21 protein-coding genes and 3 pseudogenes are annotated in these 20,632 nt (G+C 72.2%); 13 read left to right on the top strand and 11 right to left on the bottom strand.

From position 1 onward, the window contains the following. Window positions 1-23 precede the first annotated feature (23 nt). The 6 genes from ACIRYZ_RS24480 (at window position 24) to ACIRYZ_RS24455 (ending at window position 6,147) form a co-directional block, all read left to right on the top strand. Window positions 24-383, top strand: coding sequence for a MarR family winged helix-turn-helix transcriptional regulator (locus tag ACIRYZ_RS24480; RefSeq protein ID WP_402947574.1), 360 nt, complete (start codon window positions 24-26; stop codon window positions 381-383). Between the two features lie 435 nt (window positions 384-818). Beyond that, window positions 819-1,184: an FAD-dependent oxidoreductase gene (locus tag ACIRYZ_RS24475; RefSeq protein ID WP_402947571.1), complete on the top strand. Its 366-nt coding sequence runs from the start codon at window positions 819-821 to the stop codon at window positions 1,182-1,184. Next, the gene (locus tag ACIRYZ_RS24470) at window positions 1,103-1,381 is read left to right on the top strand and encodes a Gfo/Idh/MocA family oxidoreductase (protein ID WP_402947568.1); all 279 of its coding nucleotides are present in this window, start codon (window positions 1,103-1,105) and stop codon (window positions 1,379-1,381) included. Before ACIRYZ_RS24475 ends, ACIRYZ_RS24470 begins: the two co-directional genes overlap by 82 nt. 80 nt (window positions 1,382-1,461) lie before the next feature. Beyond that, window positions 1,462-2,148, top strand: coding sequence for a Gfo/Idh/MocA family oxidoreductase (locus tag ACIRYZ_RS24465; RefSeq protein ID WP_402947566.1), 687 nt, complete (start codon window positions 1,462-1,464; stop codon window positions 2,146-2,148). Window positions 2,149-2,309: 161 nt separating this feature from the next. Next, entirely contained in the window at window positions 2,310-4,892 is a 2,583-nt protein-coding gene (locus tag ACIRYZ_RS24460) for a SpoIIE family protein phosphatase (protein WP_402947563.1), read from the top strand. A 310-nt stretch (window positions 4,893-5,202) separates the two neighbouring features. Continuing rightward, window positions 5,203-6,147: a PP2C family protein-serine/threonine phosphatase gene (locus ACIRYZ_RS24455; RefSeq protein WP_402947561.1), complete on the top strand. Its 945-nt coding sequence runs from the start codon at window positions 5,203-5,205 to the stop codon at window positions 6,145-6,147. A gap of 83 nt (window positions 6,148-6,230) precedes the next feature. Here ACIRYZ_RS24455 and ACIRYZ_RS24450 read toward each other — a convergent pair whose 3' ends face one another. Beyond that, entirely contained in the window at window positions 6,231-6,530 is a 300-nt protein-coding gene (locus ACIRYZ_RS24450; RefSeq protein WP_402947558.1) for a YciI family protein, read from the bottom strand. A gap of 243 nt (window positions 6,531-6,773) precedes the next feature. Here ACIRYZ_RS24450 and ACIRYZ_RS24445 point away from each other — a divergent pair, with 243 nt between their 5' ends. Both ACIRYZ_RS24445 and ACIRYZ_RS24440 read left to right on the top strand, forming a co-directional pair. Further along, window positions 6,774-7,688, top strand: coding sequence for a hypothetical protein (locus ACIRYZ_RS24445; RefSeq protein ID WP_402947556.1), 915 nt, complete (start codon window positions 6,774-6,776; stop codon window positions 7,686-7,688). Between the two features lie 535 nt (window positions 7,689-8,223). Further along, on the top strand, window positions 8,224-8,352 hold the full coding sequence (locus tag ACIRYZ_RS24440; protein WP_402947553.1) for a hypothetical protein: 129 nt from the start codon (window positions 8,224-8,226) through the stop codon (window positions 8,350-8,352). Window positions 8,353-8,461: 109 nt separating this feature from the next. On the opposite strand, the gene ACIRYZ_RS24435 is transcribed toward ACIRYZ_RS24440, so the two are convergent. Then, on the bottom strand, window positions 8,462-8,821 hold the full coding sequence (locus ACIRYZ_RS24435; RefSeq protein ID WP_402947551.1) for a zinc ribbon domain-containing protein YjdM: 360 nt from the start codon (window positions 8,819-8,821) through the stop codon (window positions 8,462-8,464). Window positions 8,822-9,059: 238 nt separating this feature from the next. Here ACIRYZ_RS24435 and ACIRYZ_RS24430 point away from each other — a divergent pair, with 238 nt between their 5' ends. Together ACIRYZ_RS24430 and ACIRYZ_RS24425 are read left to right on the top strand one after the other, a co-directional pair. Continuing rightward, window positions 9,060-10,301, top strand: coding sequence for a styrene monooxygenase/indole monooxygenase family protein (locus tag ACIRYZ_RS24430; protein WP_402947550.1), 1,242 nt, complete (start codon window positions 9,060-9,062; stop codon window positions 10,299-10,301). A 191-nt stretch (window positions 10,302-10,492) separates the two neighbouring features. Then, on the top strand, window positions 10,493-10,990 hold the full coding sequence (locus tag ACIRYZ_RS24425) for a hypothetical protein (protein ID WP_402947547.1): 498 nt from the start codon (window positions 10,493-10,495) through the stop codon (window positions 10,988-10,990). Window positions 10,991-11,085: 95 nt separating this feature from the next. On the opposite strand, the gene ACIRYZ_RS24420 is transcribed toward ACIRYZ_RS24425, so the two are convergent. Continuing rightward, entirely contained in the window at window positions 11,086-11,547 is a 462-nt protein-coding gene (locus tag ACIRYZ_RS24420; protein WP_402947545.1) for an amidohydrolase family protein, read from the bottom strand. A gap of 94 nt (window positions 11,548-11,641) precedes the next feature. Between ACIRYZ_RS24420 and ACIRYZ_RS24415 the strand changes: the two are divergent. Next, window positions 11,642-11,755, top strand: a pseudogene (locus ACIRYZ_RS24415) (Lrp/AsnC family transcriptional regulator); the annotation flags it as partial. Window positions 11,756-11,989: 234 nt separating this feature from the next. Here the strand turns inward: ACIRYZ_RS24415 and ACIRYZ_RS24410 are convergent. The 4 genes from ACIRYZ_RS24410 to ACIRYZ_RS24395 all read right to left on the bottom strand — a co-directional run bounded on the left by ACIRYZ_RS24410 (window position 11,990) and on the right by ACIRYZ_RS24395 (window position 15,342). Then, window positions 11,990-12,688 carry an SDR family oxidoreductase gene (locus ACIRYZ_RS24410; protein ID WP_402947542.1) on the bottom strand — a complete coding sequence of 233 codons (699 nt, stop codon included), beginning with the start codon at window positions 12,686-12,688 and terminating at the stop codon, window positions 11,990-11,992. Between the two features lie 408 nt (window positions 12,689-13,096). Further along, window positions 13,097-14,077, bottom strand: coding sequence for an alpha/beta fold hydrolase (locus tag ACIRYZ_RS24405; protein ID WP_402947539.1), 981 nt, complete (start codon window positions 14,075-14,077; stop codon window positions 13,097-13,099). Between the two features lie 285 nt (window positions 14,078-14,362). Continuing rightward, window positions 14,363-14,602 (bottom strand): amidohydrolase family protein, encoded by a 240-nt coding sequence (locus tag ACIRYZ_RS24400; protein ID WP_402947536.1) that lies wholly within the window; start codon window positions 14,600-14,602, stop codon window positions 14,363-14,365. Beyond that, window positions 14,518-15,342: an amidohydrolase family protein gene (locus ACIRYZ_RS24395; protein WP_402947534.1), complete on the bottom strand. Its 825-nt coding sequence runs from the start codon at window positions 15,340-15,342 to the stop codon at window positions 14,518-14,520. The genes ACIRYZ_RS24400 and ACIRYZ_RS24395 overlap by 85 nt, the downstream gene beginning before the upstream one ends. A gap of 104 nt (window positions 15,343-15,446) precedes the next feature. Between ACIRYZ_RS24395 and ACIRYZ_RS24390 the strand changes: the two genes are divergently transcribed. Beyond that, window positions 15,447-16,550 (top strand): Lrp/AsnC family transcriptional regulator, encoded by a 1,104-nt coding sequence (locus ACIRYZ_RS24390; RefSeq protein ID WP_402947819.1) that lies wholly within the window; start codon window positions 15,447-15,449, stop codon window positions 16,548-16,550. 216 nt (window positions 16,551-16,766) lie between these two features. Here ACIRYZ_RS24390 and ACIRYZ_RS24385 read toward each other — a convergent pair whose 3' ends face one another. Next, on the bottom strand, window positions 16,767-17,513 hold the full coding sequence (locus ACIRYZ_RS24385) for an SOS response-associated peptidase (protein WP_402947531.1): 747 nt from the start codon (window positions 17,511-17,513) through the stop codon (window positions 16,767-16,769). A gap of 39 nt (window positions 17,514-17,552) precedes the next feature. Next, a complete protein-coding gene (locus ACIRYZ_RS24380) occupies window positions 17,553-18,296 on the bottom strand; it encodes an AraC family transcriptional regulator (RefSeq protein WP_402947528.1) in 744 nt (247 codons plus the stop codon). 99 nt (window positions 18,297-18,395) lie between these two features. On the opposite strand from ACIRYZ_RS24380, the gene ACIRYZ_RS24375 reads away from it, so the two are divergent. Continuing rightward, complete coding sequence (locus ACIRYZ_RS24375) at window positions 18,396-19,577, top strand: MFS transporter (protein WP_402947817.1); 1,182 nt, start codon at window positions 18,396-18,398, stop codon at window positions 19,575-19,577. Between the two features lie 33 nt (window positions 19,578-19,610). Here the strand turns inward: ACIRYZ_RS24375 and ACIRYZ_RS24370 are convergent. Together ACIRYZ_RS24370 and ACIRYZ_RS24365 are read right to left on the bottom strand one after the other, a co-directional pair. After that, window positions 19,611-19,910, bottom strand: a pseudogene (locus tag ACIRYZ_RS24370) (ISAzo13 family transposase); the annotation flags it as partial. Window positions 19,911-20,054: 144 nt separating this feature from the next. After that, a pseudogene (locus ACIRYZ_RS24365) lies at window positions 20,055-20,626 on the bottom strand (rhodanese-like domain-containing protein). Between the last annotated feature and the right edge of the window lie 6 nt (window positions 20,627-20,632).

Here is a 20,632-nt window from a genome sequence, read left to right as displayed (position 1 = left end):
AGCCGGCCGGTCGACGGGTTGCGGTGCCGCTCCGGCGACCGCGCAGCGCGGAGGCGCAGGCGGCCACCAGGGACATCACCGCGGCCGTGCTGAAGACGATGACCGCGCTGGTCCAGCGGCTGGAACGCCAGGGCCTGGCCTCGCGGTCGGCGGATCCCAAGGACGGGCGTGTCAGCCTCGTCGCCACCACGGATGCCGGGCACGAGCTGCTGGCCGAGCGCCACCGCGCGCAGCGGGCCCGGGTGGCCGACCTGCTGGCCGAGCTGCCCGAACAGGACGTGCAAGCGCTGAGCGAGGCCATGCACACGGCCCTGCCCATCGTCCGCTGCATGCTCCGGGAAGCGACGTCGCCCCGCACCACCCGGGGCGGAACGGCTTCCTGAACCCCCGGGGTTCTCTCTTCGGTATCTCCTCCCGCAGGCGGCGGGATCCGATCCGCTGCCCCGTCGCGCCCCGCGCGCCGGGCTCCGGTCCTGGCACCTGCCCTCATATCGGACTTCCGGAAAGGGCGGAGCAACCATGAGCACCATCTCGGCGTCGGGCTCCGATGCGCCAACGGCGCGGGCACCGGACTACCCCATGGCCCGGGCGGCCGGCTGCCCGTTCGACCCGCCGCCGGCCCTGCGAACCCTGCAGGCCGAAGCCCCGATCAGCCGGGTGCGGCTGTGGGACGGCAGCACCCCGTGGCTGGTCACCCGCTACGAGGACCTACGGGCCCTCCGAGCTGATCCGCGGATCAGCTCGGAGAGCAGCCACCCGCACTGCCCCCACCAGGGCCCGGCCACGAAGGAGCGCCGGACGCAGTCGTACACCGGACCATGGGCCTGGAGGTCACCCTGGTCGAGCCGGAGCCCGTCCCGGTGCGCCGCCCGCTCGGCGAGCGCGTCGGCGCCGTCGTCGCCGACCTGCACCGCGCCCACGGCACCCGCCTGCGCTGCGGGATCCCGGTACGCCGGCTGCGTGGCACCGGCGGCCGAGTGACCGGGGCGGAACTCGGCGACGGCACCACGCTGCCGGCCGACCTCGTCGTCCTGGCCCTCGGCGCCACTCCCGCCACCGGCTGGCTGAGCGGCTCGGGCCTGCGCCTCGCGGACGGGGTGGAGTGCGACGCACTGTGCCAGGCCGCACCCGGTATCTACGCCGTCGGCGACGTCGCCTCCTGGCACAACACGCGGTACCGCTGACCTTCGGCAGCGCGCAGGAGCTCGCCCGCAACGAGGAGGTCGACCTCGTCGTCGTGACGGTGAAGGTTCCGCACCATCTGGAACTCATCCGGCCCGCACTCGAAGCGGGGAAGACGGTGTTCAGTGAGTGGCCGCTCGGCGTCGACCTCGCGCAGGCCGAGGAACTGGCCGACCTCGCGCACCGCAGGGGCTGCTGACGGCTGTCGGCCTGCAGGCCCGGTCGGCTCCGTCGCTTCGGTACCTGCGCGACCTGGTCGCCGAGGGCTATGTGGGCCGGGTGCTGTCGACCAGCATGCTCGGCTGGGGCGGGCCCTGGGGCGCCACGTACGACGACGGCCACGCGTACGTGCTGGACGTCAGGAGCGGCGCCACCCTGCTGTCGATCCCCTTCGGACACTCGGTCGACGCGTTGGCCATGGTGCTCGGCGAGTTCCGCGAGATATCGGCGCACATCGCGAACCTGCGTCCCGAGGTCACCCACGTGACCAGCGGAGCGGTCGCGGCCAAGAGCACCGAGGACCAGATCGCCGTGACCGGTCTGCTCGAATCGGGGGCCGTGGCCGCGATGCACTTCCGCGGCGGTACATCCCGCGCCACCGGCTTCCACCGGGAGATCAACGGCACCCGTGGCGACCTCGTCGTGAAGGCCGACCACGACCTGTGGTGGATGGGGCGGCTGCGGCTGTACGGTGCCCGGGGCGACGACGGCGGCTCGGTCGAACTCCCGGTCCCCGCCCGCTACCAGCGGTCGCTGACCCACTGGACCGAGCGAGCCGTCGAGCCCGCCCACAACGTCGCCCACGAGTACGCGCTGCTGCGCGAGCAGATCACCGGGAGCCTCGCACCGGGCGAGGACGGCTTTCCCGACTTCCGGCACGCCGTCCGGCGCCACCGCATGCTGGAACAGATCCGCGAGGCGGCACGGACCGGCCGGAGGACCACGCTCGCCCCCTGGGGCCCGTGAGCCCCCTTGCCATGGGTTCCTCGGGCGCCCTTGCCCGGATCACGCCGGTTCGCCGCCAGTCGAGCCCGTCTGGCGGCCCTCCCGGCGGGCGGGGAGAATGGTGATCGCAAGGCTTGCCGCCGCGAGACGCGGAGTTGGTAACTGCGGAGTTGGTAACTGGTGTGAAGAGCTCCCCTCGCCCCGCCGAGCCCGCCACGCCGCTCGCACCCGGGCCCGGCGCCGGTGAGAAGGGGCTCAGGGCGGGCGCCCTGGGGCTGTTCTCGTCGGTGGCGATCGGGATCTCCTCGACCGCGCCGGCGTACAGTCTGGCGGCGGCGCTCGGCGTGATCGTGGCCCGGGTGGGGCTGCAGGCCCCGATCATCATCATGCTGGCGTTCGTGCCGATGCTGCTGATCGCGTACGCCTACCGGGAACTGAACGCCGTCAACGCCGACTGCGGGACGACCTTCGCCTGGGCCACCCGAGCGTTCGGCCCGCACGCCGGCTGGATGGGCGGCTGGGGCCTGATCGTCGCCGACGTGATCACCATGGCGAACCTCGCCGAGATCGCCGGCATCTACGGCTTCCGGCTGGTCGGACTGGACTCGCTGGCAGCCAGCCGGTTGTGGACCACCGTGGCCGGGGTGGCCTGGATCGCCCTGATGACGGCGGTCTGCTACGTGGGCATCGAGGTGTCGGCGGCCCTGCAGCGCTGGCTGGTCTGCCTGGAGGTCGCGACCCTGGTGCTTCTCGCCGTCACCGCCCTGGTCAAGGTCTACACCGGCGGCCCGCCGACCGCGACGCACGTCTCCGCCTCCTGGTTCAATCCGCTGAACGTCCCCTCCCCCCAGGCGCTGACCACCGGGGTGCTCGCCGCGGTGTTCATCTACTGGGGGTGGGACACCGCGCTCACCGTCAACGAGGAGACCGCGGACAGCCGGCACACCCCCGGGCGGGCCGCCGTACTGTCCACCGTTCTGCTGCTGGTCATCTACGGTCTGGTCGCCACTTCGGCACAGGCCTTCGCCGGGGCCGGCACCACGGGCATCGGGCTGGCCAACCCGGCCAACTCCAGAGACGTGCTCTCCGGCCTCGGCGGTGCGGTGTTCGGCACCACCGGGTTCGGCCCCGCGCTCACCGAACTGCTGATCCTGATGGTGCTGACCTCGGCGGTCGCCTCCACCCAGACCACCATCCTGCCGACCGCCCGCACCGTCTTCTCGATGGCCGCGCACAAGACCGTGCCGTCCGGTTTCGCCCGGCTGCACCGCCGGTTCCTGACCCCGACCTGGTCGACCGTCGGCATGGGGCTGGTGTCGATCGTCTTCCTGGTGCTGCTCTCCTCGATCAGCAGCGACGTGCTGGCCGACTCCATCGACTCGGTGGGCCTGGCCATCGCCTTCTACTACGGTCTGACCGGCTTCGCCTGCGTCTGGTACCACCGCCGGGTGCTCACCCGCAGCCTCCGGGACCTGCTGTTCAAGGGCGTCCTGCCCGGGATCGGCGGGCTGATCATGCTCTTCCTGTTCTGCTACGCCGCCTTCCACGTCTACGCCGCCCCCGACTACGGCGCGACCTCCGTCCGGCTGCCGCTGCTCGGCCGGGTCAGTGGGGTGACCGTACTGGGGCTGGGTGCGCTGCTGATCGGCGTGGCGCTGATGCCGGCGGTCACCCGGGAGCACACCGCGGCACTGCGGCTGCAACGCAGTCTGCTGCCGCATCGGCTGCCGACAGTGAGCGCGGTCGAGTCGGCCAGCCGCTACCTTCCGGCCGACACCCGCACCGGGGTGGGCGGGGACTGGTACGACGTCATCCCCCTGTCCGGCTGCCGGGTCGGCCTGGTGGTCGGCGAGGTGCTCGGCCACGGCGTGCGGGCCGCCGCCGCGATGGGCCGGCTGCGGGCCGGCATCCGGGTGCTGGCCCGGCTGGACCTGGATCCGGACGAGCTGCTCACCCACCTGGACGACGTGGTGCGCGAGGAGGACGACCCGCGCAGGCCGCGCGGCGGCGGCGTGACCTGCCTGTACGCGGTGTACGACCCGGTCAACGGCCGGTGCAGCCTGGCCCGGGCAGGCCACGCGCCGCCCGTCGTGGCCGACCCGGAGGGCGGCGTCCGCTACGCGGAACTGCCGGCCGGGCGGCCGCTGGGGCTGGGCGGCCCGCCGTTCCAGAGCGCCGAGCTGGACCTGCCGGCCGACAGCCTGATCGCCCTGTACACGGACGGCCTGGTGCAGGCCGTGGACGGTCGGCGCGGGCTCACCGAGACGCTGGCCGGGCTGCGCCAGCCGCTGGAGAGGCTGTGCGACGAGGCGCTGGCGACTCTGCTGCCCGGGCCGGTGGACGACGACGCCGTCCTGCTGCTGGTCCGCACCCGCCGGCTCGGCGCCGGGCAGGTCGTCGACTGGGAGCTGGCGCCCGACCCGGCGGCGGTCGCCCGGGCGCGTCGCCTGGTCACCGGGCGGTTGGACGAATGGGGCCTGGCGGAGCTGGTGTTCACCACCGAACTGATCGTGAGCGAGCTGGTCACCAACGCGATCCGGTACGCCCCCGGGCCGATCCGGGTCCGGCTGATCCGGGACCGCAGCCTGATCTGCGAGGTCTCCGACACCGGGCACACCTCGCCGCACCTGCGCCAGGCCGCCCGGGACGACGAGGGCGGGCGCGGCCTGTACATCATCGCCCAGCTCACCGAGAGCTGGGGCACCCGCTACACGGAGGAGGGCAAGACCATCTGGGCCGAGCAAGCGCTGCCCGCCGAGGGCTGACGACCGCGACCGGCGTCCCCGCCGATCGGTGTCCCCGTCCGCGAAGCGGGGCCGGAGGTGTCGATGTGGCGCTGCCGGTCGATCCGGGAGGGGAGAGGAGCTTAACTGTGGAGTGGGGGAAACGACGCGGCTGTGGGGACGAGCGGGACAGAAGGGCAGTCCGGTGGCTGATGTCTCGAACACGAGGGCGTGGCATTCGCCGCGATTCCTGCCCAGGTGGTCGCACCGGGTCACGATCGGCGGCTATGTGCTGGTCGCGGCCGCTGTGACGCTGGATTTCCTCAGCGGACCCGGTATCACGTTCTCCCCGATGCTCGCCGCCCTCCCCGTACTGGCCGGTGTGGGCGCCCGCCGGGCCGCGGTCCCGCTGGTGGCCGGGGTGGTCGCCGCCGCGCTCGTCGCCGGTCTGGCGGCCTACGACGCCGACGTTCCCGGTGTCGTGATGGCGACTGCGGCGGCCGCAGTGGTCCTGGTCACCTTCTTCAGCTGCGTCAACGTCGTGGTGGTGACGGCCCAGGAGCGGGAGCTGGCCAGGGTCCACACGGTCGCCGAGGCCGCGCAGCGCGCCCTGCTGCGCCTGGTGCCCCGGCGGATGGGGCCGCTGGTGGTCGCGGTGCGCTACGTGGCGGCGGAGGCCGAGGCACGGATCGGCGGGGATCTGTACGAGGTGATGCCGACCCCGTACGGGGTGCGGTTGTTCCTCGGCGACGTGTGCGGCAAGGGCCTGGCCGCAGTGGAGACCGCGGCCGACGTGCTGGGGGTGTTCCGTGAGGCCGCGCGGGCCGAGCCGGACCTGGCGGAGGTGGCCCGGCGGCTGGACTCGGCGCTCGCTCGTCGTCCGGCGAGCGAGGAGTTTGTCACGGCGGTTCTGGTCAGCATCCCCGACACACCGGGACCGGCGGTCGTGGTCAACTGCGGGCACCCGCCGCCGCTGCTCTGCCATGACGGTCAGGTCAGCACGGTGGAGCCGGCCGTCGATGCACCCCCGCTGGCGCTGCTCGGCCTGGTCGGTGGGGACTACCACGCCGGGTCGCTCGCCTTCGACCGCGGCGACCTGCTGTTGCTCTACACGGATGGCGTGTCCGAGGCCCGGGACGCGGCGCGTCGGTTCTACCCGCTCGCCCAGCGCCTGGCCGCCCTGCCGCACGGTGAGCCGGACGCCCTGCTGGACGAGCTGCTCCTGGACGTGCGGGCGTACGTCGGCGCCGGGCTGACGGACGACGCGGCCCTGCTCGCCGTCCGCCGGGAGCGGTGACCGGGTCAGTCCCCGGAGACGATCGCCGAGGTCACCAGTGCTCGCGCCCGGCAACAGCAGGGGCTGAGACCCGGAGCGTCCCGTCATGCCGGCCGTTGGTGCCGGTACTCCTCCAGCGCCGGCGACGTCCTCATCGCGCGGAAGTTCGTGATGGTGTACTCGGCCAGCCCCGCGACTGAGTACGGGTCGTCCTTGGCGATGTCCTCGATCTGCGCCCGGTCGACACCGACCGCCACGATGACCGCGCCGTCGCGGGGGTCCTTGGGGCCCGATGCGATGAAGACGCCGGATTCGTAGTGCGAGTCGAGCCAGGCAACGTGCTCGGGGTGGGCCGCTTCGATGCGCTCAAGCGGCGCGATATAGGTCAGCTCAAGAATGAACATGATCGACATCATAGCGATGGGTAATCGTCCGGTCGCGCAGAGGCAGCGACGCGGATCGCCTGCTCCCGGACCCGTGTCGCGGTTGAGGCCGCCGTCGACGAAGAGCCGACAGTCCATTCGGGCCTCCCGAGCAACTCCTTCGAGTGGCGATCGGCCGCCACCGGCCGGAAGCGGCCCGGCGGACCCGCCGACGCCTGCACGATGGCGCGCCCGATGCTGGTGGCCAACGGACGGACGGCAGAGATGGCCTCGAACACTCGCGCACACGCACCGCTGGACGGCATGACCATGGTGCTGCGCAAGCTCCCGCAGGTGACGGTGCTGTTCTGGATGCTCAAAACGGTCGCCGTGACCCTCGGAGAGGCCGCGGGAGACCTGCTCGGCATCAGCTTCCAGTTCGGCTACGTCACCACCGCCTTCCTCTTCCTCGCGTTCTTCCTGGTCGTCGTGGTGGCCCAGGTGCGGGCGGAACGGTTCCACCCGGCGCTGTACTGGTCGGTGGTGCTGGGCACGAGCATGGTCGGGACCGAGGTGTCCGACTTCCTCAACCGCGGATTCGGCCACGGTAGCGCCCCCGACGGCATCGGCTACGCCTCCGGCGCCACGGTCCTCGCCGCCGTGCTGGCGCTGGTCTTTCTCGTCTGGTGGCGCACCGGGCAGACGTACGACGTGGAGAACATCTCCAGCCGCACCGGCGAGATCCTGTACTGGATCGCGATCCTGGTCTCCAACACCCTGGGCACGTCGAGCGGCGACTGGCTCTCGGACGACACCGGCCTGGGCTTTCGTAACGCCTTCTTGGCCATCGTGGGCGTCATGGCGCTGATCGTGGCCGCGTACTACCTGACGTCGATCAATCGGATGGTGCTGTTCTGGCTGGCGTTCATCCTCACTCGCCCCCTGGGCGCGGCCGGCGGCGACGCGCTGACCAAGCCTGTGGCCCAGGGCGGCCTGGGCTGGGGCACGGCGGGTGGCACCGCGGCGCTTAGCGCCCTGCTCCTGGCCCTGATCGCCTACCAGACCTGGCACATCCGCCGCCACCCCCTGGCCCCGCTGCCGTTCCCCGTGGACCGGCGCACCGGACAGCCTCAGCGCCCCAACGGAGCCGTGGTCCAACTGGTGACGCCGTTGACGGACGGCGAACCGATCGACACGTAGCCGAACGTGATGGCCCCGGGGCGTGCGCGCGGGCCCGTGCCGGGTTGCCCGGACGGCCGGGGACCGGCACGAGGGCCTGTGTCCGCGCATTCCGCGCGGGCACAGGCCCTCGTGGGTCACCCCGGTGGCCCCTGCCCGGTCCCCGAGGTACGGGGGGTGGCGTGTGGGGAGCGCTCCTTGTCGAGCCTGCAGGGACCGCGTCGGACCGACGAGGCCACCTGCGGGCTCGGACACACGGCGATGGTCGGACGACACGGACGGCGAGCCGACGGCGACGGCCCGCTTTGCGCCGGAACGCTCACCCGTGGAGCGGTGGTTCTGCCTCAGCCCCGGTCGAGCAGCTCGCGGACGCCGTCGGCGACCAGCGCCGGCTGCTCTGCCTGGATGAAGTGGCCGGAGTCGACGGCCTCGTAGCGCCCGTCCGCCAGCGTGTCGGCCCAGCGGCGCTGGTGCGACTGGAGGGCGGGGTGGGTGCGCTCGCGCCGCGGCGGGGGCGGTTGGCGGAGAGCAGGTCGACGCCGCCGCTGCCGCCGCGATGACCAAGGAGGACCACCGCCGGGGCTTCGCGGCCGCGATGGCCGTTCTGCTCGGGGAGTTCAACGCCTACCTGGACCGGGAGGACGCCGAGCCGGTGGCGCAGGGGGTGTCCTGCGAGGAGGCGTAGCGGAGGAGTTGGCGGAAACGGCGACGGCCCGTACGAGCCGATCGCTCGCACGGGCCGTCGCCGTTCAGCCGTTCAGCCGTATGGCGGTTCAGCTGTTCGGGCTTCGGTCTCAGACCTTCTTCACCACGCTGGACTTGAGCTGCATCGCGCCGAAGCCCTCGATCCGGCAGTCGATGTCGTGGCCGTCCACGCCGTCCACCAGGCGGATGTTGCGGACCTTGGTGCCCGCCTTGATGCCCGAGGCGCTGCCCTTGACCTTGAGTGCCTTGACCACGGTCACGGTGTCGCCGTCGCTGAGCACGTTGCCGACCGCGTCCCGGATCTCCCGCTCGCCGGCGCCGGCCGCCTGCTCGGCGTCGCCCTCGGCTGGCACCCACTCGTGGCCGCACTCGGGGCAGACCATCAGGGCGTTCATCTCATAGGTGTACTCGCTGGAGCACGAGGGGCACGGGGGGAGGTTGTCGCTCATTCGCTCTGGTGTCCTGTCTGTGCTGCCCGGGCCGTCGGCGCGGGTTGTCGGCGACAGGTCACCCTCTATGAACTTGAAGAATTTTTCAAATCGACATCCCGATGGCGCCCCGGGGGATCGGTGCCACCCAGGCGTGTCGGCGCCGTGGACGCGGGCGCCCAGGACTGATATCCAGGCCACTGGCAACCGGGCGGGGTGGGCGGCCGGGCCCGGACGGACCACCAAGAAAGCAGGGGCGATGCGCAGGATTCTGATCGTCGGCGCCGGGCAGTCCGGCCTCCAACTGGCTCTCGGGCTGCAGTCCCACGGCTACGACGTGACGCTGCTGACCGACCGCACCGCGCCGGAGGTGCGGGACGGGCGGGTGCTGTCCACCCAGTGCATGTTCGACTCCGCGCTGCGCACCGAGCGCGCCCTCGGCCTGGACCGGTGGGCCGAGCAGGCGCCCCGGATCGAGGGGGTCGGCGTGTCGGTCTCCGGGCCGGAGTCGGCGCGGGTGATCGACTGGATCGGGCAGCTGGAGGCCTGCGCGCAGTCCGTCGACCAGCGGCTGAAGATGTCCGCCTGGCTGGAGCTGTTCGCCGAGCGCGGCGGCCGGGTGGAACTGCGGCAGGTGAGCGCCGCCGACCTCGAACACCTCGCCCGCTCGTACGAGTTGGTGCTGGTCGCCGCCGGCAAGGGCTCGCTGGCCTCGCTGTTCGAGCGCGACGAGGAGCGGTCCCCGTACACGCGGCCGCAACGGGCGCTGGCCGCCAGCTATGTGTACGGACTCGCGCCGCGCCCCGAGCACGACTTCCCGGCGGTGCGCTGCAACGTGGTGCCCGGTATCGGCGAGCTCTTCGTCATGCCGGTGCTGACCGCGGCCGGGCCCTGTGACGCCGTGCTCTGGGAGGCTGTCCCGGGCGGCCCGGCGGACGCCTTCGACGGGCTTCGTGACCCGGCCGAACACCTGCGGGTGACACTGGAGTTGATGAAGAGCTTCACACCTTGGGAGTACGATCGGGCCCGCTCCGGCGTCGAGCTCACCGACTCCGGCGCCACCCTGGCGGGCAGGTTCACCCCGACGGTCCGCCGACCGATCGGCGAACTTCCGGGCGGCGAGTCGGTGTTGGGCGTCGCGGACGTGGTCGTCACCAACGACCCGATCACCGGCCAGGGTTCCAACAACGCCGCCAAGTGCGCCGCCGTCTACCTGGAGGCGATCCTGGCTCACGGCGACAAGCCCTTCGACCGGGACTTCCAGCAGGCCGCCTTCGACCGGTTCTGGACGGCCTGCGGGCGCGTCACCACCGCCTGGACCAACGCGATGCTCATGCCGCCGCCCCCGCACGTCCTCGACCTGCTCGTCGCGGGCGGTCAAGTCCCGGCCGTGGCAGACCGGTTCGCCAACTCCTTCGACGGCCCGGCGGACCTGGAGGAGTGGTTCCTCGACCCCGGGAAGGCGGAGGCCTATCTGGCCTCGGTGGCGCCGCAGGGCTGACCGCTGGTCCGGCGGAGGCGCGATCCGAGGTCAAGAAATCGCCAAGTCCCCTGCGAAAGCGCCCAGATCATGGTGGGTTCGGGGCAACCCCGGCCGACCGGGGGAACATGTGGGCACAGAACGCGAACAACAGGAGACGTGTGGTGGCGGTCGACGGCAGCAACATGGCGCACGCTGTGATCGATACGGCGGTGAAAGAGCGCACGCGCCTCCACAACGGCCGTAGCCGGACGACGGCGTTGGTGGTGCTGGGGCTCCTCGCCGCCGTCGGGCTGTTCCTGGCGCTGGTGGTCGGCAAGTCCGACCCGACCAGTGCCCCGACCTGTGACGGCAAGACCATGACCCGGGACAGCGAGTGCCGGATCTGGTCCAACCACGGTGGCGGGGGCACCTACAGCTACGACGAGATGATCGACCGCCGGGAGTCCTCGAACGGCGTGTGGCGGGTGGTCGGCTTCGGCGGCGCCGGCCTCGCCGTGGTCCTGATGGTGGTGGCGGCCACCAAGCTCAACCCGAACCGCCCCTGGGGCAAGCCGGTCGCCGCGGCCTGCCCGCGCTGCCACCAGCCGACCCTGCGGGAGAAGTTGACCGTGCACAGCATCTCCCGGGGGCGGACCACCTACCGCTACAGCGGGATCGTCACTCTCTGCACGCCCGTCTGCGGCTTCACCGCGGTGCGCCAGCGCTGACGGCGAGCGAGCGGGAGCGGGAGCAGGACCGGGCCGGGTGCTGATGGGCGCCCGGCCCGGTTGCGACTCCTGTGCCCTGCTTCAGCCGGCGGGCATCAGTTGATCGGTTCGGGGTGATGGACGGGCAGGCCGCCGAGAAGGGTGTGGGTGGGGTTGAGGTCGCGCAGGGCGTCGGCGGGGCAGTGGGCGGCGTTGGCGGTGTGCAGGGCGACGGCCTCGTCGTAGGTGATGGCGTGCTCGCTCCCTTGGACACCGATGACGGTCTGGCGGGTCGTCATGCCCCATACCGAGCGCATGGCGCCGAACCGGCCGACGGGAAAGTCGGATCCGGCGGCCACCAGGGCGCCTTGGTCGAGCCAGCCCCGGGCGGGGAAGAGCGCGGCGACGCGTTCCGGGCCCCAGAAGCCCCGTTCCACCTCAGCGGTGTCGTGCAGCAGCGGCTGCTGGATGGTGACGGGGATGCCCAGAGCGGCGGCGCGTGCGCGCTGCTCGAAGCCGGCCAGGCCCTGTACGCCGACGGCACCCTGCGCGCCACCGCCGTCCGCAACCCCGTGCACTTCCCCTACCTGATCCCCATGGCCCTGCGCATCCGCTGCCGCCACCACCGGCCCCGCCAATCTCCTCGTCGTCCTCGCCGCAGCAGACCTCGACGCCCTCTACACCTTCCTCATCACCACCGTCGGCCCCCTGAACGGGATCACCACCCTCGACACCACCCCGCTCCTGGCCACCGTCAAACGCACCGGCCTCACCCGCCGCACCTGACGCACACAACCCCGACTCTCCGTACCACCGCGACCACGGACCAGGTCGTCCACAAGGGCGAGCCGGCCACGACCCACGCCAGGGACCGCGGCAAGCACCCGGAGACGGACAACCACCCACGGGAGAATGACGCCGCGCGTCCACCCGGACACCCGAAGGCGCCTTCGGCCAGTACCGCGTGGTGTGCGGCGGGGGCCGAAGACGCCTTGTCGTACGGTCATTGGGAGCGCGGCGTCAGCCGAGCTGCCCGGTCGGCCGGATGGTGATGTGGTTGATGTCCACGCCCGGAGGCTGGTTGACGGCGAAGACGATCGTGTCCGCGATCTGCTCGGGGGTCATCACCGGCGCCGCCTCGGGGGTGCCGCCGCGCTCGTGCCAGAACGGGGTGTCCACCACCCCGGGGGCGACGACGGTCACGCCGATTCCGTCCTTGCCGACCAGCAGGCGGGTGTTCTCGGCCAGCGCGTGCGCGGCCCACTTGGTGACCGAGTACAGGTTGCCGGGCGTGTTGCGCACCCCGGCGACCGAACCGATGATCACGATCCGGCCCTTGGACTCCCTGAGATGCGGCAAGGTCTCCCGCACCAGCAGGGCCGGGCCCAGGACGTTGGTGAGGACCATGGCGCGCATGTCCTCGGGGGCGTGGCTCTCCAGGGTGCCGGGCAGTGAGAAACCGGCGTTGGCGATGACGTTGTCCAGTCGACCCCACGCGTCCACCACGTGGCGCACGGCGGAGGCGACGTCGTGCTCGTGGCTGGTGTCGCCGGTGATCGTCAGCAGCCGCTCGCCCGCTCCGGCCGAAGCGGCGAAGGCGGCCAGCTTGTCCGCGTCACGTCCGGTGACGGCCACGCTGTGGCCCTGCTTGAGCAGGGCGCGGGCGGTGGCGGCGCCGATTCCGGTCGAGCCACCGGTGATCAGCGTGACGGGTTCCATGGGACGGCCTCCTCAGTGATGTGGTCGTCGGGGCTCTGCCAGGGGCCCGGATGTCGATGAACGCGAGGTGGCGCGCGCGGTCGACCGACTCCGGGTCGCGGCTTCCCCGAAACGCCTGCACTATACCCAGCGATCTTCCCGCCGAGCTGACACACCATCGCTGACCGGCCACGATGCCGTACGAAGTGGCCGAACTCGCGCTGCCGACTCCGGTGTTGGGCCCTGCCGGGGGTGCAGGGCCCGGGCTGCGCTCACGTTCCTGGTCCGGCAAGCACGACGGAGAGGAGGAGGGCTCGAGGCCACGTCCGATCGGCCGTGGCCGGTCGGACGTGGGAGCGGCGCGCACCCGGGAGGGCGCTGCCTCACAGCGCATCGGTAGCCCTTCACCGGGATACGAGGGCGGGCACCTCAGGCGGGCAGGGCGGCGAGCCAGTCGGTCAGGAGCCGGCTGATCTCGGCGGGGCGTTCCTGCTGGATCCAGTGGCCGCATCCGTCGACGACGTGGGAGGAGACCAGCCCGGGCAGGGTGGTCGGGTACGCCTTGATCGCGTCGGCCAGCCAGGTCGTGGAAGCGTCCATGCTGCCCCCGACGAACAGGGACGGCTGGGTGATGGGGGCGCCGTGGAAGGCGGCGAGGTCCTCCCAGTCGCGGTCCATGTTCCGGTAGCGGTTGAGCGCTCCGGTCACACCGGTGCGTTCGAACTCCCCGGCGTAGACGTCGAGGTCACTGTCGTCGAGCCAGGCGGGCAGCCGGCCGAGCGGAAACCTGTCGCGCAGCGTTCCGCCGCTGCTGACGAAGTGTGGATCGGGGGCGCCGGGTGCGGGCATGGTGTCCGCGGACAGGGCCGCGTAGAAGCCCGCGAGCCAGCCGCGTACGTCGGGCTCGATCTCGGCCTCGGCACGGCCCGGCTCCTGGAAGTACGAGACGTAGAACTCCTCGTCCCCGCCCAACCGGGCGAAGACGTCGCTCGGGCGGGGCCCGCCGGGCGGGGTGTAGGGAACGCTCAGCAGCCCCACAGCGCGGAAGACATCGGGTCGGAGCAGGGCGGAGGTCGCGGCGATGGTCGCGCCCCAGTCGTGGCCGATGACCACCGCCGACTCCTCGCCAAGGGCGTGGACCGCCGCGACGTTGTCCTCCACCAGGTCGAGCATTCGGTAGGCGTCCGTCGCGAGGGGCTTGGAGGAGCGGCCGTAGCCGCGGACGTCGATGGCGACCGCACGGTATCCCGCAGCCGCGAGGACCGGCAGCTGGTGGCGCCAGGAGTACCAGGACTCGGGGAAGCCGTGGAGGAGGAGCACCAGCGGCCCGGCGCCCTGCTCCGCGAGGTGGATCCGGCCTCCCGGCGAGGGGATCAACCGGTGGGTGATCTCCGTGACGTGCTGCGACATGCGTCTCCTCCAGGATCGTGAGTCGGCGGTGCCCCCGGACGGCGCCCTTCCGCCGTCTTCGTCGACCCATCTGTCGATCATGCGGAAGCCCTCGTTGAAAAGGCGAGGCCGTTTGCCGATTCAGCAAGCCCGGCCGTGGGCGGTGGCACCGGAGGCCTGCGCGCTGCCGCCCGCACTGTAGGGAAGGGATACGACGGCGCCGATGAACGTGAAGGCTTGGTCGACGCGCTGCACGAGGCCTGGCCGTCCGCGTCGTGACCGGATTGGTGGGGTCGGCCTCTGGTGTCAGATGCCGAGGCCGTACAAGGCGGCCGCGTTGGCCGAAGAGAACTTCTCGCGGTCCGTGTCGGAGGCGAAGTGGCCGAGGAAGGTCGCGATGTCCTCGCGGGTCGGACGATGGAAGGGGTAGTCGGTGGAGAACAGCAGGCGGTCCACGGTCGTCACCGACAGGGCGTGGTGCAGGAGCGCCGGGTTGAGCATGCCGGAGGCGGTGATGAAGAAGTTCGACCGCAGGTAGTCCGACACCGGTCGTGGCAGGTCGGCGATGTGGGAAGGACGGTCGGCCCGGTCCAGCCAGAACAGCAGCATTCGCCCCAGTGGCCGAGCACGACCTGGAGGTCGGGGTGCCGGTCGAAGGTGCCTCGCAGGATCAGTCGTAGTGCGGCTGTCGCGGCGTCGAGATGCCATCCCCATCCGAAGGTGGCCAGGGCGAGGTCCGTCATGGGGGCGAAGCCGCGGTAGGACGCGTCGCGAAGCGCGGGGGAGGGCAGTTGGGGGTGGAGGAACACCGGCTGGCCGAGCCGTGCCGCTGCGGCGAAGAAGTCGTCGTAGACGGGGTCGTCCAGGAAGAGGTCGCCTGACCGGCCGTAGACCATGGTGCCGACGTGGCCCAGGTCGGCGGCCCGCTGGAGCTCGCGGGCAACTTCGTTCGGCGCCGACACGGGCAGGGTCGACAGCACCCGGAGCCTTGACGGGTTGTCGGTGACGGCCTCGGCGGCGAGGTCGTTGGCGGCGCGACTGAGTCGGACGGCTTCCGCAGGGGTGAGCGGATGGGTTCCCGGTGGCGTCAGGGCGATGATCGACACGTCGATCCCCTGGGCGTCCATCGCGGCGATCCGGCCGGCGCCGAGGTCCTCCAGGCGCTGCCGGTTGTCGCCCATCTCGTTGAAGGCGAGGCTGTCGTCGCGGAGTTCGGGCGGGGCGGCCTGGAGGGCGGACGTCAGGCCCGGCATGATCCAGTGTTCTTCGATGGCGATGAGCGTCATGTCGTCGTCCCGTTCGTCAGGGTGAGTGCGCGGGAGTCGATGAGGGCGGGCCGGGTAGAGCGACGCCGCGCACCGCTTCCGCCGTGTCCCCGCAAGCCTCGGCGATGCGCGGCGCGCAGAGGCCCGAAAGCGGCCCCTTCTGTAGGGTCGCCGCCATGATGCGCCGGGAAATCGCTGATTCCGTCACCCTCGAACCGGATGATGTGCGAATCCTTCGAGCGCTTCAGATTGATCCGCGGGTCGGATTCGCGACGGTGGCGACGGTCCTCGGGCTCTCCGAGTCGACCGTCGCCCGCCGCTACCGCCGGATGCGGCGTGCCGGGGCGATCCGTGTGATCGGGGTGGTCAATCCCGGAGCGCTCGGGCAGAGTCGGTGGATGGTGCGCCCGCGCTGCCGGCCCGGCAGCGCCACGGCCATCGCCGAGGCGCTCGCGCAACGCGACGACGTCGGCTGGGTCGCCCTGAGCGCTGCCGGCTCGGAGGTCACCTTCGCCGTGCGCTCGCGATCACAGGAGCAACGTGACGACCTGCTCGGCCGTCGGCTCCCCCGCACCGCCGCCGTGCTCGACCTGCAGGCGTCGGTGATGCTCCGCCAGTTCGTCGGCGGACGCGGGCACTACTGGGCCGCTCTCACCGGAACCCTGACCCCCGAGGAGGAGTCCGCACTCGGGTCCGGCGACAGCCCGTTCACCGAACGGCCGGTCGTACGGAACCAGCCGTCGCAGATCGGCGCCCATGACGAGAAGCTGCTCGCGGCCCTCGCCGCCGACGGACGGGCCGGTCTCGTCGACCTCGCGGCCGCGGCCGACCTCACCCCGGGCCGAGCGTCACGACGTCTGCACGCGCTGCTCGCGAGTGGAGTGGTCGACATCGATGTGGAGGTCGCACCGATGGCCCTGGGACACCGGGCCCGGGCGAACCTGTGGATGCGGGTCCACCCGGGCAGGATCAAGGCCGTGGGGCGGGCGATGGCGCAGATGCCCGAGGTGGGATTCGCCGCCGCGGTGTCCGGACCGCACAACCTCCATGCCGTCGTACAGTGCCGCGACCTCGACGAACTGTTCGAGTTCACCACCGATCGTGTCGGAAGCCTGTCCGGCGTCGAAGGCATGGAGGTCAGCCCGGTCCTCCGCCAGGTCAAACAGGCCGGAACCCGAGTGGACGGTGACCGCCTGACCGACCCGTCGATCGACTGCGGCCGCCGCTGACACCCTCGCGGCGGGCGTGCGGGGCGGCGGGTCCGCGAGGAGGCCGGACCGCCGCAGCCAACGGATAGCCCGCCAGCACCCGCTTCGGCGCGGTCCACGGCTACCCCGGCGACCGCGTGGACATCAACACTTCGGCGCCCCCACCCCCGCGTTCGGCTCCGCCCGCCCACCGTCGTGCCGACCGAACGGGCTGTCAGCGGAATCCCTGAAGGCGGGTCAGTCGGCCAGGCCCAGCGGATCGGGGGCGGTGTCGAGCAGCTGCGGGCCATTGGGCGCGCGCACGCTGTTGACGGTGGGTGGGACGGCGCGCACCCGCAGGGCGCCGTCGGTGGGGCGGCGCAGCAGGTGATGGAGCTCGGCGGGGTCGGTGTGGGTGGGGGAGAGCCAGACGGGCACGTCGTCCGGGGCGATGGTGAGCGGCATCCGGTCGTGGATGCGGCCGGCCGAGTCGGTGGCGTCGGTGGTGATGATGGTGGCGGTGGCGAGCCAGGCGTGCGGGTCGTCGTCGGCGCGGGTGCGGTCGCGCCAGAACTCGTAGAGGCCGGCCATCAGCATCACGCCGCCAGTGCTGAGGAAGTACGGCTGCTTGTACTTCTTGCGGTCGGCGGTGGCGGGGACTTCGCGCCACTCGAAGTAGCCGTCTGCGGGGATGACGCAGCGGCGGGAGGTGAAGGCCTTGCGGAAGGCGGGCTTGGTGTCGACGGTCTCGGAGCGGGCGTTGATCATCCGGGCGCCGCCGGACGGGTCCTTGGACCAGGAGGGGACGAGGCCCCAGCGCAGCGGGCGCAGTTGGCGCAGCAGCTCGCCGGTGTCCCGGTCCAGGCGTTCCAGCACGGCCGGGATCGGGTCGCTGGGGGCGACGTTCCAGCTCGGCGCGAAGGTCTCGGCCGGGTCCCAGCGGAGCTCTCCGAGCAGCGAGACGAGGTCCTGGGGCGTGGTGGTGGAGACGAAGCGGCCGCACATGCCCCCAAGCCTGCCACCCGGCACGGACAACCGGAGCCTTCAGCGCGCCGGGTGGCCGCCCGGGGTGTGGCCGAAGGTGCGGCGGAAGACGTCGATGAAGGCGCTGGCGGAGGCCCAGCCGCAGCGGTGCGCGACGGCGGTGACCGGCTGCCCCTCGGCGAGCAGCACCAGCGCGTGGTGCAGCCGCAGCTGGGTGCGCCACTGGGGGAAGGTCATCCCGAGGTCGGCGCGGAACAGTCGGGAGAGCGTGCGGTCGCTGGCGCCGACGGCCCGGCCGAGTTCGGCGAGGGTGCGGCGGTCGGCGGGATCGGCGTGCAGCAGCTCGCACAGTGACTGGAGCAGGGGCGTGGTCGGGGTGGGCAGGTGCAGCGGCTGCTGGGGTGAGGCGCGCAGCTGGTCGAGCAGGACGGCGCGCAGCCGGGCGCGTTCGGGGCCGTCGTCCTCGGGGGCGCGGGTGTAGGCGACGATCAGCTCGCGCAGCAGTGGGCCGACGGCGAGGACGGTGGGCCGGTCGAGGGCGAGCGGGTTCTCGGTGGCGGGCAGGCCGACGAGGTGGAGTTCGAGTTCGCCGTGCGCCTGGTGGGAATGGATGGCGCCGGCCGGGATCCAGAGCGCGCGGTTGCCGGGGGCGACCCAGGAGCCGGCGTCGGTGGTGATCGCGACCACGCCCCGGGCGGCGTAGGCGATCTGGTGGTCGTCGTGGCGGTGGGCGTCGATCCCGGTGCCGGAGGGCAGCAATTGGGCGCGGGTCGGTGCGACGGGATCGTGGCGGATCTTCGACATTGGCTGGCAGATTATCGGAAGTCCGACAAAGGGTGTGGACTCCAGCATGGCGGGGTGCTGAAACTATCGTCAGAAAACCGGTCGGAGAAGTCGACCGTACTGCCGTACAACTCGGCGATCACGCTGCTGTCCGTCGGACACGCCTGTGTGGACGTCTACCAGGGCGCGGTGGCCGCCCTGGTGCCCTTCCTGGTGGCCGAGCGCGGCTACGGCTACGCCGCCGTGTCCGGTGTGGTGCTGGCCGCCTCGGTGCTGTCCTCGGTGGCGCAGCCGCTGTTCGGGGCGCTCACCGACCGGTGGCCGCTGCCCTGGCTGCTGCCGGTCAGCACGCTGCTGGCCGGCGCGGGCATCGGGCTCAGCGGGGTGGGCGGCTCGTACGGGCTGACGCTCGCCTGTGTGGCGCTGTCCGGCGTCGGGGTGGCCGCGTACCACCCGGAGTCGGCGCGGGTGGCCCGCTCGGTCGCGCAGGGCGCCGGGGCCGGCCACCGGGGGATGGCCTGGTTCTCGCTGGGCGGCAACCTGGGCTTCGCGGCGGCGCCACTGCTGGTCGCCGTGGCGGTCGGGGTCGGCGGGCTGCGGCTGACCCCGCTGCTCGCGCTGCCGGCCCTGGCGGGCGCCGCGCTGTGCCTGCCGGTGCTGCGCGAGCTGGCGCGGCGGCGGGCCGGCGGTGCGGGCGCGGCGCGGAAGGCGGGCCGGGACGACCGGGCCTCCTTCGTGAAGCTGTCGCTGGCCGTGGTGTGCCGCTCGATCGCCTTCGTCGGCCTCAGCACCTTCCTTTCCCTGTTCGCCACCCAGCGCCTCGGCGGCGGCACGGCGGCCGGCACCGCCGCGCTGGTGGTGCTGTACGCGGGCGGCGCGGTGGGCTCGGTGCTGGGCGGCGCGTTGGCGGACCGGTGGGGTCGGGTCGCGGTCGCGCGCTGGTCGTACCTGGTCGGGGCGGTGGCAGTGGCCGGGGTGCTGCTGGTGCCGGGCCCGGCGCTGTACCTGTTCGTGGCGCTCACCTCGGCGGGCCTGTACGTGCCGTTCTCGCTGCAGGTCACGCTCGGGCAGGACTACCTGCCCAGCCGGATCGGCACCGCGAGCGGGATCACGCTCGGGCTGACGGTCAGTATCGGCGGCCTGGTCAGCCCGCTGATCGGCGCCCTCGCGGACGCGACCTCGCTGCGGACGGCGCTGCTGCCGCTGGTGGCGATGCCGCTGCTGAGCTGGGCGCTGTTCCGCACCCTGCCGGAGCCCGCCGTACCGGAGGAGGAGGCGGTGCCCGCCGCGGCCGGGCGGTGACCACCGGGGCTTGGACGCCATCGCATATGGTTCATCTGCGCTACGGTCGTGCGCAAAACGATACAATGGATGGGTGGTCAGGCGGGAGCGCGACGGCGACATCGGGTCGCCGCGCTCCTCCGGCTCGACCAGGGCCAGCAGTGCAGGCCGCAGCCTCGAGTTCAGATCGGCCAGCCGTTTACGGCCCCCGCCAGGCTTGCGCACCCTGTCGAGCGGCTCCTCCCCGCCTTCCAACTCGCGCGCTCCCCGCGAGACCGTGACCACCCCCACTCCGGCAGCCCGGGCGACCAGCTTGATCCCGCCATGGCCGAGCGCCCTGGCCTCCGCCCCCATCACCAGCCTCCGCTGACGCTCATTCAGGTGCGGAAACAACGCATCGAACTTCGCTGCCAACGACGCCTCAAGCCCCTCCACCGCGCTCACACCACAATGATGACCTCAAGAACGCGAAGCGATGGGTTGTTTCTCGGCGCGTCCTTAGCGACCGAGCGCGGCGAGCGTGTCGTCGAGGGTCGGGGTGCCCGGGCGGAGGCGGTTGTACGGGAGCTTGCCCAGCATCGTGCCCATCGCGCAGCTGTTGGTCAGCGCGGAGAACACCGGCCCGCCGCCGACCGCGGCCGACACCCAGCGGGCGCCCGGCCGGGCGAGGTCGACGAGCATGCCGAGCAGGACGATCGAACCGGCCGCGAGGCGGACCTGACGGTCCATCGCCCAGACGGCGCGGACGTCGGCGACCTGGTCCACGGTGTGGCCCGCGCCCGTCCAGGCGTTGGTGCCGCCGGTGACCGCCAGGGCGGTGATCCCTGCCTCGGCGAGCTGCCGGCAGGCGGTCTGGGCGCGCTGTCCGGCGGCGCAGACCACGGCGAGCTCGGTCTTCCCGGCGGCGGAGCGCAGCGCAGCGCAGGCAGGGCGTGCTGGAGCTGGTCGAGCGGGATGTTCAGGGCGCCGGGGATGTGGCCGCCGGCGCACTCGCCGGGGGAGCGGACGTCGATGAGGGTCAGCTGTCCGAGGCGGGACTTGAGCTGCTCGACGGTCAGTGGCGTGGTCATGGGAGC

The sequence above is a fragment of the Kitasatospora sp. NPDC101155 genome (genome assembly GCF_044768305.1).
In the GTDB taxonomy this organism is placed as follows: Bacteria; Actinomycetota; Actinomycetes; order Streptomycetales; family Streptomycetaceae; genus Kitasatospora.
The sequence above is the reverse complement of the archived record's forward strand: the minus strand, read 5'-3'. Positions and strand labels throughout refer to the sequence as shown.

Bases quoted from the DNA above. Each gene is read 5' to 3' on its own strand.
- ACIRYZ_RS24440 (WP_402947553.1), top strand. From the start codon at position 8,224: ATGACCAAGGAGGACCACCGCCGGGGCTTCGCGGCCGCGATGGCCGTT.
- ACIRYZ_RS24405 (WP_402947539.1), bottom strand. From the start codon at position 14,077: ATGTCGCAGCACGTCACGGAGATCACCCACCGGTTGATCCCCTCGCCG.
- ACIRYZ_RS24435 (WP_402947551.1), bottom strand. From the start codon at position 8,821: ATGAGCGACAACCTCCCCCCGTGCCCCTCGTGCTCCAGCGAGTACACC.
- ACIRYZ_RS24395 (WP_402947534.1), bottom strand. From the start codon at position 15,342: ATGACGCTCATCGCCATCGAAGAACACTGGATCATGCCGGGCCTGACG.
- ACIRYZ_RS24450 (WP_402947558.1), bottom strand. From the start codon at position 6,530: ATGTTCATTCTTGAGCTGACCTATATCGCGCCGCTTGAGCGCATCGAA.
- ACIRYZ_RS24380 (WP_402947528.1), bottom strand. From the start codon at position 18,296: ATGTCGAAGATCCGCCACGATCCCGTCGCACCGACCCGCGCCCAATTG.
- ACIRYZ_RS24410 (WP_402947542.1), bottom strand. From the start codon at position 12,688: ATGGAACCCGTCACGCTGATCACCGGTGGCTCGACCGGAATCGGCGCC.
- ACIRYZ_RS24385 (WP_402947531.1), bottom strand. From the start codon at position 17,513: ATGTGCGGCCGCTTCGTCTCCACCACCACGCCCCAGGACCTCGTCTCG.
- ACIRYZ_RS24445 (WP_402947556.1), top strand. From the start codon at position 6,774: ATGGCCTCGAACACTCGCGCACACGCACCGCTGGACGGCATGACCATG.
- ACIRYZ_RS24390 (WP_402947819.1), top strand. From the start codon at position 15,447: ATGCGCGGCGCGCAGAGGCCCGAAAGCGGCCCCTTCTGTAGGGTCGCC.
- ACIRYZ_RS24475 (WP_402947571.1), top strand. From the start codon at position 819: ATGGGCCTGGAGGTCACCCTGGTCGAGCCGGAGCCCGTCCCGGTGCGC.
- ACIRYZ_RS24430 (WP_402947550.1), top strand. From the start codon at position 9,060: ATGCGCAGGATTCTGATCGTCGGCGCCGGGCAGTCCGGCCTCCAACTG.
- ACIRYZ_RS24455 (WP_402947561.1), top strand. From the start codon at position 5,203: ATGCTCGCCGCCCTCCCCGTACTGGCCGGTGTGGGCGCCCGCCGGGCC.